We start from the raw sequence: 16,645 nt of genomic DNA on the forward strand, positions 1-16,645 counted from the left end.
TCCCTACTCCGCCGGCGTTGCTTTGGGCGCAGCGCGCTTGGGCAGTGGTTTCTGCCGCCGCGAGCGCACCAATTGGTATCCGGGGCGCAACAGGTACCGGAACGGCGCGGCAAAACCGGACACCATGTGCACCAGCCGGGTGAACGGAAACAGTGCCGTAATGATGAGCCCGAGGAAGATGTGCAGTTTGTAGAGCCAGTGTACGTCAACCACCATGGCCCAGGCATTCAGGTTCCATGACACGATGCTCTGTGACCAGGTCATGAAGCGCACCATCTCCGCACCATCCATGTGCTGCAGGGTCTGGGTGATGGTCAGAAGGCCGATCACCAGCTGCCACCAGATCAACACCATGATGATGATGTCAGCCCAGCTGGATGTCATCCGGATACGGCTGTCGGCCAGGCGGCGGTGCAACAGGATTGTCGCACCGATCAATGCAGCGATGCCCGCAGGGCCGCCAATGAGCACGGCCATCCATTGCTTGACCCAATACGGCACGCCAATCGCGTCCAGCACCCAGACCGGGGTAAAGAGCCCGACCAGATGCCCGAAGAAGACGGTGATGATGCCGACGTGAAACAGGATCGACCCCCAGATCAGTTGCTTGCGACGCAACAGCTGGCTCGATGAGCTCTTCCACGTGAATTGATCCCGATCGTAGCGGGCGATCGAGCCGACCACGAGGATGGTCAACGCGGCATAGGGCATTATGCCGAAGATGATGAAGTCGATATCGAAATTGGCAAACATGGTGCTTTCTCCCTATTCGGCCGCGTGGTGCGGTGCGGGATTGACGGGTGTGTCCATGCGCGAAAGCATGTCACGAACTTGCGGGCACCCCGCATTCGGATCCGGGCCGAAAAGCACTTCGCTTTCTTCCCAAACCTCGTCGAGGGCCTCCAGATCGGAAGGATCGTCATCGGGCTGCGCCAGCATCTCGGCCACAGCGCCCTGGTCGGCCTTTGCGCCTGCCAGCTGCAAGAGGCTGGCAAACACAGCACCGTAGTTGCTTTCCCGCCGGCCAAGTCGTGCGTTCAACGCCTCAAAGATATGGGCTGCATCCGCGAGAATGTCCTGTGCTTCCGCGAAGGGACGCGTCGACAGGAATTCCAGCAGGACCGGCAGGTGATCAGGCAGTTCCGATGTATTCGGCTCGAAGCCGCCCGCGCGATAGGTCTCGATCAGAGACACCATCGCCCCGCCCCGGTCCCGGCTTTCGCCGTGGACATGCTCGAAGAGGTTGAGCGACAGGGTCCGCGATCGGTCGAAGAGCAGCACGAACTGTTCTTCGAGGTCATAGATGTCGCGCCCGCCAAGCTCCTCCACCAGCGGGCGCAACGCCCGACGGGCTGCTGCTGTCAAACGCGTGTCCGAGGCCAGAACGGCGCCGATCTCGGGCATGGCATGCTGCAGCTCGCGTGTCGGGTAGCTCAGAATGAGCGAGAGTGCTTTCAAAGTCCGGTCCATATCACATCGCCTCCGTGGGCATCTTGAGGGGCCTTTTGGAACCACCGAAGAGGGAACCCTTGGTTGATCCGCCGCCGCATCCATTGGTGTCGGTAAAGCCGCAGCCGCCACGCAGGTCATAGGCTTCTTCGACCTGCTCGCGGTGCGTGGTCGGGATGACGAACCGGTCTTCGTAATCTGCAAGGGCCATGATTTTATACATGTCCTCGATTACGCGACCGCTCAGGCCGACGCGGGCCGCAATGGCCTCGTCGATCACACCCTCGATGGTCTTGGTCCGCATGTAGGACCGCATGGCCAGCATACGCTCCAGCGCGTGCACCACCGGCTCTTCGTCTCCGGCCGTCAGCATGTTGGCGAGGTATTTCACCGGAATGCGCAGGTTCTTGACGTCGGGCATGCCACCATCGGTCCCGATCGCCCCGGCTTCCGCCGCGTTCTGGATCGGGCTGAGTGGCGGGATGTACCACACCATTGGCAGCGTCCGGTATTCGGGATGCAGCGGGAAGGCGACCTTCCACTCCATTGCCATCTTCCAGATCGGGCTTTCCTGCGCGGCCTTGATCCAATCCTCGGGAATGCCGTCGGCACGGGCCGTCTCAATAACCACCGGGTCTCTGGGGTCGAGGAAGACACCAAGCTGCGCATCATAGAGATCCTGTTCGTTCTCCATGTTGGCCGCATCTTCGATCTTGTCGGCATCATAGAGCATGACGCCGAGGTAGCGGATGCGCCCAACGCAGGTTTCCGAGCAGACAGTCGGGTTGCCGCTTTCGATCCGCGGATAGCACAGGGTGCATTTTTCGGATTTCCCGGATTCCCAGTTGTAGTAGATCTTCTTGTAGGGACAGCCCGAGACGCACATCCGCCAGCCCCGGCACTTCTCCTGGTCAATCAGGACGATGCCGTCCTCCTCGCGCTTGTAGATCGCACCCGATGGACACGAGGACGCGCAGGCCGGGTTAAGGCAGTGTTCGCACAAGCGGGGGAGATACATCATGAAGGTGTTCTCGTATTCCCCGTAAATCTCCTTCTGGATGCCTTCGAAGTTATAGTCCTCGGACCGTTTGGAGAATTCGCCGCCCAGGATTTCTTCCCAGTTCGGACCCTTCTCAATCTTCTCGATACGCTCGCCGGTGATCTTGGAGCGGGGACGTGCCGTCGGAAACGCCTCCATCTCGGGGGCGGATTTCAGATGATCGTAGTCGAAGTCGAACGGCTCATAATAGTCGTCGATTTCCGGCATGGACGGGTTGGCGAAAATGTTGGACAGGATGCGCCACTTGCTGCCCTGCTTAGGCTGCAGTTTGCCTGCCTTGGTCCGTTCCCAGCCGCCTTTCCAACGCTTCTGGTTTTCCCAATCCGTCGGATAACCTGTGCCCGGTTTCGTTTCCACGTTGTTGAACCAAGCGTATTCAACGCCATCCCGGCTCGTCCAGACGTTCTTGCAGGTGACAGAACAGGTGTGGCACCCGATACATTTGTCGAGGTTCAGCACCATGCCGATTTGTGCGCGGATTCTCATGTCGTGGCCTCCTGTGCAGGCGCTTTCCAGCTCTCTTCGCGGTCGAGCCAGTCAACTTTCTTCATTTTGCGGATGACCACGAGCTCGTCCCGGTTCGCGCCCACGGTGCCGTAATAGTTGAAGCCGTAGGATTGCTGGGCGTAGCCGCCGATCATATGGGTGGGTTTCAGGACCGTTCGGGTGACCGAATTGTGGATCCCTCCCCGGTGTCCGGTCTTCTCGGACCCCGGTGTGTTCACGATCTTTTCTTGAGCGTGATACATGAAGGTCGTGCCTTCCTTGATCCGTTGGGACACAACCGCTCGAGCGGTCAACGCGCCGTTGGTGTTGTAGACCTCGATCCAGTCGTTATCGACAATACCGGCGGATTTGGCGTCCACTTCGGAGATCCAGACCACCGGGCCGCCCCTGTTCAGCGTCAGCATCAACAGATTGTCGGTGTAGGTGGAGTGGATGCCCCATTTCTGGTGCGGTGTGATGAAGTTCAGCACAAGGGTGTCACCTTCGTCCTGCACCTCCTTGGTGATCGTCTTGAGGTCGATCGGAGGTCGATAGGACATGAGCCCTTCGCCGAAGGCCAACATCCACAGGTGGTCCTGATAGAGCTGTTGCCGCCCGGTCAGTGTCCGCCAGGGAATCAGTTCATGAACGTTGGTATAGCCTGCGTTGTAGCTGACCTTCTCGCTCTCGATCCCTGACCATGTCGGGCTCGAGATGATCTTGCGCGGCTGTGCGGCAATGTCGTGAAAGCGGATCTTCTGGTGATGCTCACCTTCGGCCAGATGCGCGTGTTCGCGCCCTGTCGCCTTGCCTAGCGCTTCCCAGGCTTTCACGGCCACGTTGCCATTGGTTTCTGGGGCCAGCATCAGGATGACTTCGCAGGCGTCGATCGCACTGTCGATCTTCGGCCGTCCGGCCGCGGAGCCGTCCAACTGCACGCCGTTCAATGCCGCCAGGTTGTCGATTTCCTCCTGCGTGTTCCAGATGATCCCCTTGCCGCCGTTCCCCAGCTTGTCGAGCGCCGGTCCAAGCGCCGTAAACCGGTCGTAGATCGCGGCGTAGTCCCGCTCGACTGCCACGTAAGCCGGCGCCGTCTTGCCGGGGATCAGGTCACATTCGCCTTTCTTCCAGTCCTTCACCTGATCCTGCGCAATCTCGGCAGGGGTGTCATGCAGGATCGGGAGAGCGACGATGTCGGTCTCCTTGCCCAGATAGCCCGGCACGATCTCCTGGAACTTCTTGGCGATGGCCTTGAAGATCTCCCAGTCGGATTTGCTTTCATAGGCTGGGTCCACGGCCGCCTGCAGCGGGTGGATGAAGGGGTGCATGTCCGACGTGTTCATGTCGTCCTTTTCATACCAACTGGCCGTCGGCAGAACGATGTCGGAGTAGACCGCCGTGGTGCTCATCCGGAAGTCGATGGTCACCAGCAGGTCCAGCTTGCCGCGCGGCGCGTCTTCATGCCACTTGGCTTCTTTGGGCAATTGGCGACCGTCCTCGCCCAGGTCCTTGCCCATGACGCCGTGGTCGGTGCCGAGCAGGTGCTTGAGGAAGTACTCGTGGCCCTTGCCCGAGGAGCCGAGCAGGTTGGACCGCCAGACAAACAGGTTGCGTGGCCAGTTGGCGGGGTTGTCCGGGTCCTCGCAGGACATTTCCAGATCGCCCGACTTGAGGTTCTCGGCCACATAAGCCGGGATTTCCTTGCCCGCTTCCTTCGCGGCCTTTGCGACCTCCAGCGGGTTTGTCTTGAGCTGTGGTGCCGAGGGCAACCAGCCCATGCGTTCCGCACGGATGTTGTAATCGATCAGGCTGATGTTCCAATCCCCCTCGGGGGCGGTCGGTGACAATATCTCCGAGGCCTCAAGCGTCTCGTAGCGCCACTGGTCGGTATGGGCATACCATGCGCTGGTCGAGTTCATGTGCCGCGGCGGGCGGTTCCAGTCGAGCGCGAAGGCCAGAGGCTGCCAGCCGGTCTGCGGGCGCAGTTTCTCCTGACCCACGTAATGCGCCCAACCGCCGCCGGACTGGCCGACGCAGCCGCACATCACCAGCATGTTGATGACACCCCGGTAGTTCATGTCCATGTGGAACCAGTGGTTCATCGCGGCCCCGATGATGATCATCGACTTGCCTTGGGTCTTCTCGGCATTGTCCGCGAATTCCCGGGCGACATGGATGATCTTGTCGGCCGGAACCCCGGTGATCTTTTCCGCCCAGGCAGGGGTGCCGGGCATGTCATCGGCATAGTCCGAAGTGACCCAGTCCCCGCCCAGTCCACGATCCAGACCGTAGTTGGCGCAGAACAGATCGAAAACTGTGGCCACGGAAATCTCACCATCCGCCGTCTTGATCTTCTTGACGGGGATGTTGCGGGTCAGCACGTTGGGGTGATCGGCGTCGGTCGCAAACTGACCGTACGCCTCCCCGCCAAAGTAGGGGAAATCGACGCCGACCACATCGTCATGGTCTTCGTCCAGAACGAAGGACATCTTCAGGCTGGTGTCCGCCTCGTGTGCCTTTTCTTCGAGGTTCCACTCCCCGTCTTCGCCCCAGCGATAGCCGACCGACCCATTGGGGGCGACAAGCCCTTTGGATTGCTCGTCATAGGCGACGGTCTTCCATTCGGGGTTGTTCTCTTCTTCGAGCTTGCCGTCCAGATCGTCGGCCCGCAGGAAGCGGCCCGGGACGAGCTTCCCGTCACGTTCGTCCAGTTTCACCAGCATCGGGAAGTCGGAGTACTTGCGGGTATAGTCCTCGAAATACGCGGCTTGGCGGTCGAGGTGGAACTCGCGCAGGATTACATGCCCAAAGGCCATGGCCAAGGCTGCATCGGTGCCCTGCTTGGCATTCAGCCAGACATCGCCGAACTTGGCGGCCTCGGAATAGTCGGGGCAGATGACGGCGGATTTGGTGCCCTTGTAGCGCGCCTCGGTGTAGAAATGCGCGTCCGGCGTCCGCGTCTGCGGCACGTTCGAGCCCCAGAGCAGCAGATAGCCCGCATTGTACCAGTCGGCACTTTCAGGCACGTCCGTCTGCTCGCCCCATGTCATCGGAGAGGCCGGCGGCAGGTCGCAATACCAATCGTAGAAGGACATGCAGACGCCCCCCATCAGCGAGAGGTAACGCGACCCTGCGGCGTAGGAGACCATCGACATCGCGGGGATCGGCGAGAAACCGAACACGCGGTCGGGCCCGTAGGTCTTGGCGGTGTAGGCATTGGCCGCCGCTGTGATCTCGGTCGCTTCGTCCCATGTGGCGCGCACGAACCCGCCCTTGCCGCGGGTCTCCACGTAGGAGGCCCGCAGGATCGGATCGGCCTGCAGCTTGGTCCAGGCCTCGATCGGGCTCATGGTTTCGCGCATCTTGCGCCAGACCTTCATCAGCCGTCCGCGGACCAGCGGGTTCTTCACGCGGTTGGCGCTGTAGAGATACCAGCTGTAGCTTGCGCCGCGGGCACAGCCGCGCGGTTCATGGTTCGGGAGGTCGGCCCGCGTGCGCGGATAATCGGTCTGTTGCGTCTCCCAGGTGACGATCCCGGACTTCACGTAGATCTTCCAGCTGCACGACCCGGTGCAGTTTACCCCATGTGTGGAGCGCACGACCTTATCGTGACGCCAGCGGTTGCGGTATGTGTCTTCCCAGTCGCGGTTCTCGCGGGTGACTTTGCCAAAGCCATCGGAAAACTGTTCAAGGTCCCTGGACTGGAGGAAGTTCAATCTGTCGAGCAGGTGGCTCATCTGGCGTCCTTTCTTATTCAGCAGGTTGCGCAGCGGCATCTGTGCCGCGACCGCGTTCAATGTCATAGAGAAGCCCGCCGGGCCGGGTGTAGTAGACCCAGGTCACGACCAGGCAGATCACGTAGAAGCCGAGGAAGGCCCAGAGCGCGCCATTCGGGGCTCCGGTCATGGCAATCGACGTGCCGTAGAGTTTGGGGATGAAGAAGGCCCCGTAAGCCGCAATCGCCGAGGTGAAGGCGATGATGGCAGCGCTTTCGCGTTCGGCCTGCCTGCGGCTTGCCACCGCGTCGAGTTCCGGCATCAGGCGCGGGATCTCACGTCCCATGATCGCGGGTATCATCTGGAAGGTGGAGGCGTTCCCCACGCCGGTCAGGAAGAACAGAGCCATGAAGCAGGCAAAGAAGCCCATGAAGCTGCCCCCCTGCCCGTCCGACGGCAGGAAGGAGATCACCCCGAAGACCGCGACGATCATGCCGGCGAAGGTCCAGAAGGTGACCCGCCCGCCGCCGAAACGGTCGCTGATCCAGCCCGTGCCCGCGCGGCTCAGCGCTCCAACGAGGGGTCCAAGGAACACGTACTGCAATGCATTCACTTCCGGGAACATCAACCGTGTCAGCAGCGGGAACCCGGCCGAGTAGCCGATGAAGCTGCCGAAGGTGCCGGTGTAGAGCACACACATCACCCAGTTGTGGAAGCGGCTGAAGATGATCGCCTGATCGCGGAAGCTGGCCTTGGCGTCGGCAATGTCGTTCATGCCAAGCCAGGCTGCCGCCGTGGCGACGAGGATGAAGGGCACCCAGACAAAGCCTGCGTTCTGCATCCAGAGCTGGCTGCCGTCATCCAGAGTGACGGGCGATCCGCCCATGGCACCGAATACACCGGCGGTGATCACGATCGGCACAAGGAATTGCATGACCGAGACACCGAGGTTGCCGAGACCCGCATTCAGTGCCAGCGCATTCCCCTTCTCTGCTTTCGGGAAGAAATAGGCGATGTTGGCCATGGAGGAGGCGAAGTTGCCGCCACCGAGGCCACACAGAAGCGCGAGCGCGAGGAAGATCAGATAGGGCGTTTCGGGGTTCTGAACGGCATAGCCGATCCCGATGGCCGGTAGCAGCAGCGATGCCGTTGACAGAGTTGTCCAAAGCCTGCCGCCGAAGATCGGCACCATGAAACTGTAGAAGATGCGCAAAGTCGCGCCCGACAGACCCGGCAGGGCAGCCAGCCAGAACAGCTGGGACGAGGTAAAGTCGAACCCGATGGCGGGCAAGCGGGCCACAACCATCGACCAGACCATCCAGACCGAGAAGGCCAGGAGCAGTGCCGGGATCGAGATCCACAGATTGCGGCGGGCGACGGCGCGCCCTTTCTGCTGCCAGAAGTCAGCGTTCTCGGGCTGCCACTCGGTCAGCGTCCGGGGCATGGCCGTTTTCTCGGGTGAGTGGATCTCCTGCATCTCGGGCAGCTCGGGGAGCGCATCGAGTGCGGGACCATGCGCCGCCCGCTCCATCGCGCGCACCGACAGGTGCATCCAGCCGAGTGCAATCGCGACCAGCGCAAACAGAAGCGCGAAACAGCTTGTGTAGATCCCCGTCAATTCAAGCAGGGCACCAAAGCCGATCGGCAGGACAAATCCCCCGAGGCCGCCGATCATGCCCACAAGTCCGCCGACCGCGCCGACATGGTGCGGATAATACACGGGGATGTGCTTGAACACGGCTGCCTTGCCGAGGCTCATGAAGAAGCCGAGGACAAAGAGCGTGATGACAAATGGCCAAAGCGCCATTTCGGTGGAGAAAGTGATGGGTCCGTTCTTGCCCTGGATGACATAGTCCGTCGGCGGGTACGACAGCATGAAGAGCAGCACCAGGCTGAACCCGAAGGTCCAGTACATGACCGCGCGTGCGCCGAACTTGTCGGAGAGATGTCCGCCATAGGCGCGGAAGAGCGAGGCCGAGAGGGAGAAAGCCGCAGCCGCCATACCGGCCGCCCGGACATCAAGCCCGTAGACATCGATCAGGTAGTGCGGCATCCAGAGCGCCAGCGCCACGAAGGCACCGAAGACGAAGAAATAATAGAGCGAAAAGCGCCAGACCTGGAGATTCCGAAGCGGTGCGAACTGCTGCATGAGGCTCGGCGCTTTGACTCCGGATTGACGCCGCGCCACCAACTCCGGATCGTCTTTGGCGAACAGGAAGAAGATGACGGCCATGATCGCCAGCCCGACCGCCCATACATGCGCGACGCCCTGCCAGCCGTAAGCCACCATGACAAAGGGAGCGACGAACTTGGTGACTGCGGCCCCCACGTTGCCCGCCCCGAAAATTCCGAGTGCCGTTCCCTGATGGCCCGCATCATAGAAACGCGACACATAGGCCACGCCGATGATGAAGGAACCGCCAGCCAAACCGATGCCGAGCGCCGCGACCAGATACATGATGTAGGTTGACGCGAATGTCAGCGCCCATGTGGCCAGCGCCGTCAGCAGCATCTGTGCGGTGAATACCATACGTCCACCGTATTTCTCGGTCCAGACCCCCAGGAACAGTCGCGAGATCGAGCCAGTCAGGATCGGTGTTGCCACCAACAGGCCGAACTGAGCCTCGTTGAGACCGAGCTCGGCCTTGATGCCGACCCCGATGATCGAAAAAATGGTCCAAACGGCAAAACAGGCTGTGAAGGCGATCGTGCTGAGCGCGAGGGCTCTGTTCTGGTCTGATCTTGGGACGGTTCCGGCACTGTCCATGGCATGTCCTCCTGGCATCTGTACGGCAAGAATGCCCTTTGCGGGCTTGCGGACAGGTGTGGCGGAGGTCGCGTGAACGGTGCTTGATCTGGATCAAGAAAACAGAATAATACAGCAAAATAAATATGTTATGCAGATTTATCAAGTCGGTGCACGCGGCGATCAAGTTCGGGTCCGGCAAAGGTCATACTGTTGATTGACATTTATCAATTATTGAAGAAACATATGTCAAAAAGGGATCGGGAGCCGCGAAGTCTGCAATGCCTGAGTCGTATGAAGAAGACATTCGCGCGCTCGAGCTGTTCGCGGAGATGGAAGAGGCAAATTTTGATGCCCTGATGCGGGGCGCCTATGTGCAGAATTTCCCGCCACGCATCGATCTGATCCATGAAGAAGACCGGCCTGATTTCCTACATGTCGTTCTGACCGGATCCGTCGATCTTTATTCGTCCTGGAATGGCCGCGAGAGTTCGATGGCCACGGTGCGGCCGATCTCGACCTTCATCCTTGCGGCAACCATCAACGACCTTCCCTATCTGATGTCCGCCCGCACATTGGAAAGAAGCCGTATCGTGTTAGTTCCTTCCACGGACGTGCGGCAAATCTTTTCCAAGGACCCCGCCTTCGCACGGGCGATCGTGACTGAATTGGCGCAGTGCTATCGGTCGGTCGTCAAGAACACCAAGGATCTGAAACTGCGCACGTCGCTGGAGCGGCTGGCCAACTACATCCTGCGTCAGCAAACGCTTTCCGGGTCGACCGAGTTCGACCTGACAATGGAGAAAAGGCGTCTGGCTTCCTTTCTCGGCATGACCCCGGAAAACCTGAGCCGCGCCTTCAAAGGCCTTGAGCCCTATGGCGTAAAGGTCTCCTCGAACCATATCTCAATCGTCGATCCCGATGAACTTGCCCGGTTCGCAAAGCCCAATCCCCTGATCGATGATCATACAACGTGAGGAGCGTCCAATGACAAAATCCATGCCTGGCGCGGCCGGTGACCTTGCAGAGCAGCACCCCGAAATCTGGAGCGCCTATTCCAGCCTCGGCGCAGCCTGCGCAGAGGCGGGTCCGTTGACCGATCGCGAGAAACGGTTGGTGAAACTGGCGCTTGCGATCGGGGCGGCCTCCGAAGGGGCCGTCCACTCGCACAGCCGCCGGGCGAAGACCGAGGGCGTCGAGAATGCGGCGCTGACGCAAGTGGCGCTACTGGCGATCGGCACGCTGGGCCTGCCGCGGGCCGTGGCGGCCAAAACCTGGATCGAGGACGTTCTCGGCGCGTAAAGTGACTTAGCGCGGTCTCAGCCCGTCAAACAGCGCTGCGTTCGGACAGAAGGACGGTGGCGGAGCACCGTGCTCGGCCTTTGCCAGCCAAGCCTTGCAGGCCTCGTCATTCCGACAGTTCAGACATCTGATGACGGCTGACTGAAGCTCCGAGTCCCCACACAGCCCGCGTTCAAGGGCCGTCATCACGCCGGTGATATCAAGCATATCTCCCATCTGGCCCAGCCGCGCCTCGCGCACAGCGTAAAAGCTGCCAAGTGCCTCGCGAATGGTCATGCGCCCGGTTCCTGTGTGTAGCCGTCTGTCTTCAAACGCAGGATCGTGTCCCGGTTCGGACAGAACGCAGGCGGCGGCACGCCATCGTCCGCTGTCGCAAGCCAGCTTGCGCAGGTTTCGCCGCTCTTGCATTCGTAGCAGTTGATAATGGTGTCGCGAATTTTGTCTTCCACGTCCTTCGGGATACGCCGTTTTGGGAGCGTGACACCCGTGACGTTGAGCATTTTCCGCCTGAGCGCCATGCGTTCTTCGAAGGCACCAATCGTTGTCTCGAACAAGCTTGTTGTCATGGCAAACACACCTCCCCTGTGTTGCACATGCAAATACTACAGGCCGAATTCAGGAATACCTTGATCTGGCGCAATTCGGCTCAAAATGAGACGCGCGGCGTCACCGGTTATCCGGGCACCACAAAAGCGCTCGCTACCCGGATATGTATCGCTCCAGTTGGTCGATCACGAAGCGCTGGTCGCTGATCTTGCTTTTTACCAGATCGCCGATCGAGACAATGCCAATGACCCGGTTCTCACGGATGACCGGCAAATGACGTATCTTCTTTTCCGTCATCAAAGCCAGACCCTGATCGGTAGACTGGCCGGGATCGGCGCATACAACCGGGGTTGTCATGATGTCCCTGACTTTGGTTTTGGGAGAGGATTTGCCCTTCAGAAAAACCCTTCGTGCGTAATGCCGCTCGGTAATAATCCCGACCAGCATCTCACCATCCAGAACAACAAGCGCCCCGATGTCATGATCGGCCATTGCCTGGATGGCATCGAGGACGGTGGCATCAGGCGGCACACTGAAGACCTCCGTGCCCTTCTCGTCCAGGATTTGCCGAAGCGTTTTCATCGGATACGGTTCCATCCATCAACTGCTGCAAGAGACTGTAGCCGATCTTGGTACGCGCGCCTTGATCAGAATCAATTATGGGTTTTCTCAGCCCAGCGGGCTGACGCCGAACAACCATGGATGCACCCAGATCAAGCCGACATAAAACGCGACGCCAGCGATCCCGCGGGCGATCGCCCCGCCCCAGGACGTCGGTCTGGCAGTCCCAAGGCTGGAGGTCACCTCGGCATGGAGACGGTGCCACGCCACCCCCATGTCACGCTGCCGCCGCCGGTCGACAAGACGCACGCCGATCGCGGCGAAGATCGCGAAAAACCCGAACAAGAGCACATGCGCCAGATCGCCGTTGGGCACGACATGCGCCAACGCCCAAAGCGACAATGCCAGAAGTATCGGGTGCCGCGTCATCCGAACTATTCCAGCGTGCGTCGGATCAAAGCGGTCGTTGTGCGCGCCGCCGAAGGAAAACGGGTTCGGCCGCCCGATGGCAAGCGCCAGGACCACGCAGACGGGCAGCATCACAGCAAGTGGCACATGCCCCTGCCACGGCGTCCAGTTCCACAGCAGCACGACAGGCGCGCGCCCGGCGGCGCCAATCAGCCAGACCAGTGCGGCCAGCGACAAAGCAGAATAGGCAATGGTGAACCCGCGTTGGCCCAACCGGGCCTGCAACCACGGCCGTATGGGAGGGCGCAAGGGGAGCGAATGTGTGACAAGAAAACCGACCCAGGCCAAGGTGAATTCCAGCCAGCCCACATCCTTACCCTCTGCGCTGCTTGTCTGGAGGCAATCGCAGCAGGAGTGGTCCATAGATCATGACGAACGCGCCGAAGCCCGTGATCCAGCCAAGGCCCGCGAGCAGGTGCAGCCTGTCCGCCTCGGACGGCCAGACCCCTGCACTCACCCGGGCCAGAACCGCCACGATCACAGCGACATAGATACCAATCGTTCCGATCCCGGCCGTCAGCGGCTGGCCAGTATGCCCCAGCGTGGCACGGGTCATCACGGCCATCGTCATCAGCCCGATCGCCCCGGCCATCCAAATATGCTGTGCCGCTGCCGCCCCGAAGAGATCTGGCCGGAGAGTTTCTGCGGCGATGGCGAGTGCCCCCAGAGGCACAAGGGCATAGGCGACGTGCAGAACGGCAACCAGCGGTTCGGGTCCCGTGCGATGCCCGGCCCACCGTGCCAGACGGACAGTATGCGCAATGCCCGCCAGAAGAAGCGCGAGACCCGCGACCGAGTGATCCGGAAAGGCGACCCAGATCAGAAGCGCCGCCAGAAGCAGCAGCAGGGCGCCCTTGTCGAGTTTCTGCATTGGCGGTGTCGGCAATTGTCCATCGCCACGTTTGACCAGCCAATTGCGCGTGAAAGACGGCACAATCCGCCCGCCAATCACGGCGATCATCATCACGCCAGCGCCAAGCCCCAGGCGCAAGCCATAGCCTTGCGCGGCATAGGAGCCAGTCGCGGCCTCCCAATGAAACAACGCATTGGCGAGCGTGAACACAGCCAGCATGCCAAGAACGAGAAGGTTCCTCCAATTTTTGCCCACGACAATCTCGCGCGCGATCATCAGGCCAAGGGCAACCGGCATCGCGAGGTCGACGACGGCGACCACAAGAGGCGGCAGCAGCAGCGACAGCCCTACGGCAACGCGCCCTGCCACCCAAAGCGCAGCCAGCCCGCCCAACGGCCAGCCGACAATCGGCAGCCGCCCGGTCCAGTTCGGCACCGCCGTCAGCAGGAATCCCGCAACGACGGCCGAGAGATACCCGAACAGGAATTCATGCGCATGCCATGACACCGGGTCGAATGCCGTTGGCACTGTCAGCGCCCCGGACAGCATTGGCACCCAGAGCGCCATGATCAGCACGGCCCAGACCGCAGCCCCGAAGAAAAAGGGGCGAAAGCCGAATGTGAGCAGTGCCGGGCCGCGCCAAGCGCGCATTTGCTCAGCCGTGGAGCTCATGGTGTTTGCCTGGAAACTTGCACGCCCTCTTGGGTCAGGATGACGTCCAAGGGAATATCGTGAGGCTGTGGGAAAATCGTTGTCAGGTAGGCGGAGTGAAACCCTATTCCGATGGTAAACGGCTGTGGCGTCAATGCGGCCAGCGTTCTGTCGAAATAGCCACCCCCATAGCCAAGTCGGAAGCCTGCGCTATCCCAGCCCACCAATGGCGCCAGCGTTATGTCGGGCGTCAGCGCATCTGCCTCGGGCGGCGGGACGGAAATGTTCCAACTCCCCAGCACCATGATTGTGTCGGGGGTCCAGCGGCGAAAAACAAGCGGCGCGGCCCTGTGTTCGACCAATGGCAAAGCAAGTGTGACACCTGCCGCGTGCAGATCGGCCATCAGCGGTCGCAGATCGGGCTCTCCCTTGATTGGCCAATACGCCGAGACCACCCTGCCCTGCGCCCTGTCAAAGCGCGTAAACAACAGCTCTCGCAGATGCTCGGCTAGCGCCCTTCCCACGGCTGCACGGCCCCTGACGCTGAGCGCTTGGCGCTCCGCGCGCAGTCGCGTACGTTCCGACGCTCGCCATCGCGCCACGTCCCGCGCCTGTTCGGGATCCACCGCCATCGGATCAAAATAGTCTGGCGCGATCTCGCCCGCGAGGCACGGCGGCGAGGCGAAACGGCTTCCAGTGTCTGTGATCCCCATTTCGCGAGCGCCCTCAAGCCGGCTCGAACTGTGGGAACAAGACATCGTTTTCCAGGCGCATATGCTCCTCCAAGTCGCCGAGGAACTCTGCCAGTCCGGTGTAAAGCGCAGTCCAGGTGCCGCAGGCCCCCGCCGGCAAGGTCAAATTGCAGGTCAGACGGCGGATATCGGCAATTTCGGTGGCGTGATTGTCGTGATCAGCACGCATGACCGCAATCGGGTTTTCGATGCCGGGCATCCCCCCCTTGCGGATGGCGGGGAAGAGGATCAGTTCCTCTTTTTTCATATGCACTTCCATATCGCCGATCATCCGCTCTAACAGGTTGGACAAACCCTCCGGCACATCATCATCACCGAAATGCACCGTTTCGACCCGTTCGGCCATCTGGGCAAGCAGCGGCAGCTGTTCACGGTGCCGCTCATGATAACGCGTTTCGATGTACCGGGTCAGCTCAGCAGGATCTTGTGGCGGGCTTGTATCAGGCATTGCAGCATCCTTTCGTCAGCGTAAGTTAGGAACGGTTTTTGAGTTGGCGCGAGCCGTGGCCTCCACGGCCATATGCAAAGAGTGTGCAATCCGCTCGGCGCGGATCATCACATGCGCGGCACCGGCAGGTGGGCAGGTCTCATAGGCGGTCTCGCGAAACAGGCTCAGCCAACGGTCGAAATGCGACCGTGATACCGGCAGATGCGCATGCGCTGGCACTGGTGCACCGTGATACTGCCCTGTCATCAACGCGACGGACGACCAAAAGGCTATCATCCGCGCAAGATGTGGCTCCCAGTCGGTGATGCGGCTTGCGAAGATCGGTCCGAGAACACTGTCTGCGCGAACCTTACCGTAAAATCGATGTACCAAATCCGTCAGCATCCCTTGATCGAGGCCGGTCTTGTCCATGATCGCGCGGGTCATCTCGGGTCGTGCTGATGAAATGCGCGGTTGTTCTGATTGCATGCCGACCATTCTGGCGTCCTGAGGGTTTTTCCGTTGCACCAAGACGTAGACCTGCTAATGGGTATTGTAAATACCTATTCATGTAGTGGAGAGCCCTTTGCGTCTCACATCTTTTACGGATTACGGCCTTCGCATGCTGATGCGCATGGCTGGTGCGCCGGACCGCGCCCACTCCACGGCCGAGATGGCCGATGAGTTCGGTCTGTCCCGCAATCACCTGAGCAAGATCATGCAGCGGTTGTCGGCAGCCGGTGTCGTCGAAACGCGGCGCGGGGGAGGCGGCGGAGCACGGCTTGCCAAACCGGCAAGCGATATTCCGCTCGGGGCGTTGATCAAGCTGCTGGAGGAAGATCAGCCCTTGGTCGAATGCTTCTCCACCGGAAATGCCTGCACGCTCGATGGCTCCTGCGGTCTCAAAGCCCGCCTGCGTGTGGCCGAGACCGCTTTTCTGGAATCGCTCGACCGCAGCACGCTCGCCGACATCGCATTGCGCCGATCGCAGAGCATGTGAGACAGGATAATGACGACATCACGTTCCAGGCCGACCACAACACCGGGCACGATTTCCTTTGACGGTGACCGCTTTCTGGTCCCGGCCGAACTGATCGCCACGGCGTTTGATCTGGCACCCGCCGACGTCCCCGACCTGATGCGGCACGGATCGATTACGAGCCGCAGTGAGACCGGGGTGGAGGAGGATGCAGGTCGTTGGCGTATCACGTTCTTCTACAATGGACGGGCGTTGCGTCTCACCATCGACGCTCAGGGGGAGGTCCTGAAACGTGCGCTGTTCGACACGCCCGGACGTTCCGGCTAAGCGACGGCGGGGCCGAACGCGGCGTTTTCGGAATCACGAGCACGGCCAAGGCAAATCGGTCGCCCTCGCGTCGGGCGTCTCTCGATCCCGGCTGCCTGAGCTGTAGCCATCAGGATACCGGTATCGCAGGAGGGGGAGGTTTGGCCTTGCGCCCCGGCGCCCAGAGGGCGCCGATCCGGCTCTAGGCGCCTGCCCCGGAGCCATCCATGTCTCCGCCCTTCGGGTCACGATCCGTGGCGCGGAATTCGAAGGTGTGCCCGGCGATGCCGGGCACATCGTTTATTGATATCCGCCTGACATCCGGACGACGGCGCGAACAGGG

The 16,645-nt window shown here is 60.8% G+C and carries 17 protein-coding genes; 4 read left to right on the plus strand and 13 right to left on the minus strand.

Annotated elements, in window-relative coordinates:
• Positions 1 to 3: 3 nt before the first annotated feature.
• Genes narI through MUB52_RS19130 form a run of 5 tightly spaced genes read right to left on the minus strand, consistent with a single transcriptional unit; the run spans position 4 to position 9,478 of the window.
• Positions 4 to 753, minus strand: coding sequence for a respiratory nitrate reductase subunit gamma (narI, locus tag MUB52_RS19110; RefSeq protein ID WP_263845748.1), 750 nt, complete (start codon positions 751 to 753; stop codon positions 4 to 6).
• 12 nt (positions 754 to 765) lie between these two features.
• Positions 766 to 1,470, minus strand: a complete 705-nt coding sequence (gene narJ, locus MUB52_RS19115) for a nitrate reductase molybdenum cofactor assembly chaperone (RefSeq protein ID WP_263845749.1) — start codon at positions 1,468 to 1,470, stop codon at positions 766 to 768.
• A 1-nt stretch (position 1,471) separates the two neighbouring features.
• Positions 1,472 to 2,995 (minus strand): nitrate reductase subunit beta, encoded by a 1,524-nt coding sequence (narH, locus tag MUB52_RS19120; RefSeq protein WP_093994234.1) that lies wholly within the window; start codon positions 2,993 to 2,995, stop codon positions 1,472 to 1,474.
• A complete protein-coding gene (locus tag MUB52_RS19125) occupies positions 2,992 to 6,732 on the minus strand; it encodes a nitrate reductase subunit alpha (RefSeq protein ID WP_263845783.1) in 3,741 nt (1,246 codons plus the stop codon). Before MUB52_RS19125 ends, narH begins: the two co-directional genes overlap by 4 nt.
• A gap of 13 nt (positions 6,733 to 6,745) precedes the next feature.
• Positions 6,746 to 9,478, minus strand: a complete 2,733-nt coding sequence (locus MUB52_RS19130; RefSeq protein ID WP_263845750.1) for a nitrate/nitrite transporter — start codon at positions 9,476 to 9,478, stop codon at positions 6,746 to 6,748.
• A 260-nt stretch (positions 9,479 to 9,738) separates the two neighbouring features.
• On the opposite strand from MUB52_RS19130, the gene MUB52_RS19135 reads away from it, so the two are divergent.
• Together MUB52_RS19135 and MUB52_RS19140 are read left to right on the plus strand one after the other, a co-directional pair.
• The gene (locus tag MUB52_RS19135; RefSeq protein WP_263845751.1) at positions 9,739 to 10,434 is read left to right on the plus strand and encodes a helix-turn-helix domain-containing protein; all 696 of its coding nucleotides are present in this window, start codon (positions 9,739 to 9,741) and stop codon (positions 10,432 to 10,434) included.
• Between the two features lie 10 nt (positions 10,435 to 10,444).
• Complete coding sequence (locus MUB52_RS19140) at positions 10,445 to 10,759, plus strand: carboxymuconolactone decarboxylase family protein (RefSeq protein WP_093994237.1); 315 nt, start codon at positions 10,445 to 10,447, stop codon at positions 10,757 to 10,759.
• Positions 10,760 to 10,765: 6 nt separating this feature from the next.
• Here MUB52_RS19140 and MUB52_RS19145 read toward each other — a convergent pair whose 3' ends face one another.
• The 8 genes from MUB52_RS19145 to MUB52_RS19180 all read right to left on the minus strand — a co-directional run bounded on the left by MUB52_RS19145 (position 10,766) and on the right by MUB52_RS19180 (position 15,515).
• Positions 10,766 to 11,035 carry a DUF6455 family protein gene (locus tag MUB52_RS19145; protein WP_263845752.1) on the minus strand — a complete coding sequence of 90 codons (270 nt, stop codon included), beginning with the start codon at positions 11,033 to 11,035 and terminating at the stop codon, positions 10,766 to 10,768.
• Complete coding sequence (locus tag MUB52_RS19150; protein ID WP_263845784.1) at positions 11,032 to 11,325, minus strand: DUF6455 family protein; 294 nt, start codon at positions 11,323 to 11,325, stop codon at positions 11,032 to 11,034. The genes MUB52_RS19145 and MUB52_RS19150 overlap by 4 nt, the downstream gene beginning before the upstream one ends.
• Before the next feature lie 133 nt (positions 11,326 to 11,458).
• A complete protein-coding gene (locus MUB52_RS19155) occupies positions 11,459 to 11,902 on the minus strand; it encodes a CBS domain-containing protein (protein WP_227258181.1) in 444 nt (147 codons plus the stop codon).
• Between the two features lie 72 nt (positions 11,903 to 11,974).
• Positions 11,975 to 12,643 (minus strand): NnrU family protein, encoded by a 669-nt coding sequence (locus MUB52_RS19160; protein ID WP_245819069.1) that lies wholly within the window; start codon positions 12,641 to 12,643, stop codon positions 11,975 to 11,977.
• A 4-nt stretch (positions 12,644 to 12,647) separates the two neighbouring features.
• Positions 12,648 to 13,859 (minus strand): NnrS family protein, encoded by a 1,212-nt coding sequence (locus tag MUB52_RS19165; protein WP_263845753.1) that lies wholly within the window; start codon positions 13,857 to 13,859, stop codon positions 12,648 to 12,650.
• On the minus strand, positions 13,856 to 14,551 hold the full coding sequence (locus tag MUB52_RS19170) for a 5-formyltetrahydrofolate cyclo-ligase (RefSeq protein WP_263845754.1): 696 nt from the start codon (positions 14,549 to 14,551) through the stop codon (positions 13,856 to 13,858). The genes MUB52_RS19165 and MUB52_RS19170 overlap by 4 nt, the downstream gene beginning before the upstream one ends.
• Positions 14,552 to 14,564: 13 nt before the next feature.
• Positions 14,565 to 15,038, minus strand: coding sequence for a hemerythrin domain-containing protein (locus MUB52_RS19175; protein WP_160764833.1), 474 nt, complete (start codon positions 15,036 to 15,038; stop codon positions 14,565 to 14,567).
• Between the two features lie 15 nt (positions 15,039 to 15,053).
• Positions 15,054 to 15,515: a group III truncated hemoglobin gene (locus MUB52_RS19180; RefSeq protein WP_263845755.1), complete on the minus strand. Its 462-nt coding sequence runs from the start codon at positions 15,513 to 15,515 to the stop codon at positions 15,054 to 15,056.
• Positions 15,516 to 15,603: 88 nt separating this feature from the next.
• Between MUB52_RS19180 and MUB52_RS19185 the strand changes: the two genes are divergently transcribed.
• Positions 15,604 to 16,017 (plus strand): RrF2 family transcriptional regulator, encoded by a 414-nt coding sequence (locus tag MUB52_RS19185; protein ID WP_263845756.1) that lies wholly within the window; start codon positions 15,604 to 15,606, stop codon positions 16,015 to 16,017.
• 9 nt (positions 16,018 to 16,026) lie between these two features.
• The gene (locus MUB52_RS19190) at positions 16,027 to 16,323 is read left to right on the plus strand and encodes a DUF6522 family protein (protein WP_263845757.1); all 297 of its coding nucleotides are present in this window, start codon (positions 16,027 to 16,029) and stop codon (positions 16,321 to 16,323) included.
• Positions 16,324 to 16,645 lie beyond the last annotated feature (322 nt).

This window comes from Roseobacter sinensis, from assembly GCF_025755255.1.
Lineage (GTDB): Bacteria > Pseudomonadota > Alphaproteobacteria > Rhodobacterales > Rhodobacteraceae > Roseobacter > Roseobacter sinensis.

Coding starts and splice junctions, on each gene's coding strand:
- MUB52_RS19190 (WP_263845757.1), top strand. CDS start 16,027: ATGACGACATCACGTTCCAGGCCGACCACAACACCGGGCACGATTTCC.
- MUB52_RS19125 (WP_263845783.1), bottom strand. CDS start 6,732: ATGAGCCACCTGCTCGACAGATTGAACTTCCTCCAGTCCAGGGACCTT.
- MUB52_RS19145 (WP_263845752.1), bottom strand. CDS start 11,035: ATGACCATTCGCGAGGCACTTGGCAGCTTTTACGCTGTGCGCGAGGCG.
- narI (WP_263845748.1), bottom strand. CDS start 753: ATGTTTGCCAATTTCGATATCGACTTCATCATCTTCGGCATAATGCCC.
- MUB52_RS19170 (WP_263845754.1), bottom strand. CDS start 14,551: ATGGGGATCACAGACACTGGAAGCCGTTTCGCCTCGCCGCCGTGCCTC.
- MUB52_RS19150 (WP_263845784.1), bottom strand. CDS start 11,325: ATGACAACAAGCTTGTTCGAGACAACGATTGGTGCCTTCGAAGAACGC.
- narJ (WP_263845749.1), bottom strand. CDS start 1,470: ATGGACCGGACTTTGAAAGCACTCTCGCTCATTCTGAGCTACCCGACA.
- MUB52_RS19130 (WP_263845750.1), bottom strand. CDS start 9,478: ATGGACAGTGCCGGAACCGTCCCAAGATCAGACCAGAACAGAGCCCTC.
- MUB52_RS19135 (WP_263845751.1), top strand. CDS start 9,739: ATGCCTGAGTCGTATGAAGAAGACATTCGCGCGCTCGAGCTGTTCGCG.
- MUB52_RS19175 (WP_160764833.1), bottom strand. CDS start 15,038: ATGCCTGATACAAGCCCGCCACAAGATCCTGCTGAGCTGACCCGGTAC.
- MUB52_RS19165 (WP_263845753.1), bottom strand. CDS start 13,859: ATGAGCTCCACGGCTGAGCAAATGCGCGCTTGGCGCGGCCCGGCACTG.
- MUB52_RS19140 (WP_093994237.1), top strand. CDS start 10,445: ATGACAAAATCCATGCCTGGCGCGGCCGGTGACCTTGCAGAGCAGCAC.
- MUB52_RS19155 (WP_227258181.1), bottom strand. CDS start 11,902: ATGGAACCGTATCCGATGAAAACGCTTCGGCAAATCCTGGACGAGAAG.
- narH (WP_093994234.1), bottom strand. CDS start 2,995: ATGAGAATCCGCGCACAAATCGGCATGGTGCTGAACCTCGACAAATGT.
- MUB52_RS19180 (WP_263845755.1), bottom strand. CDS start 15,515: ATGGTCGGCATGCAATCAGAACAACCGCGCATTTCATCAGCACGACCC.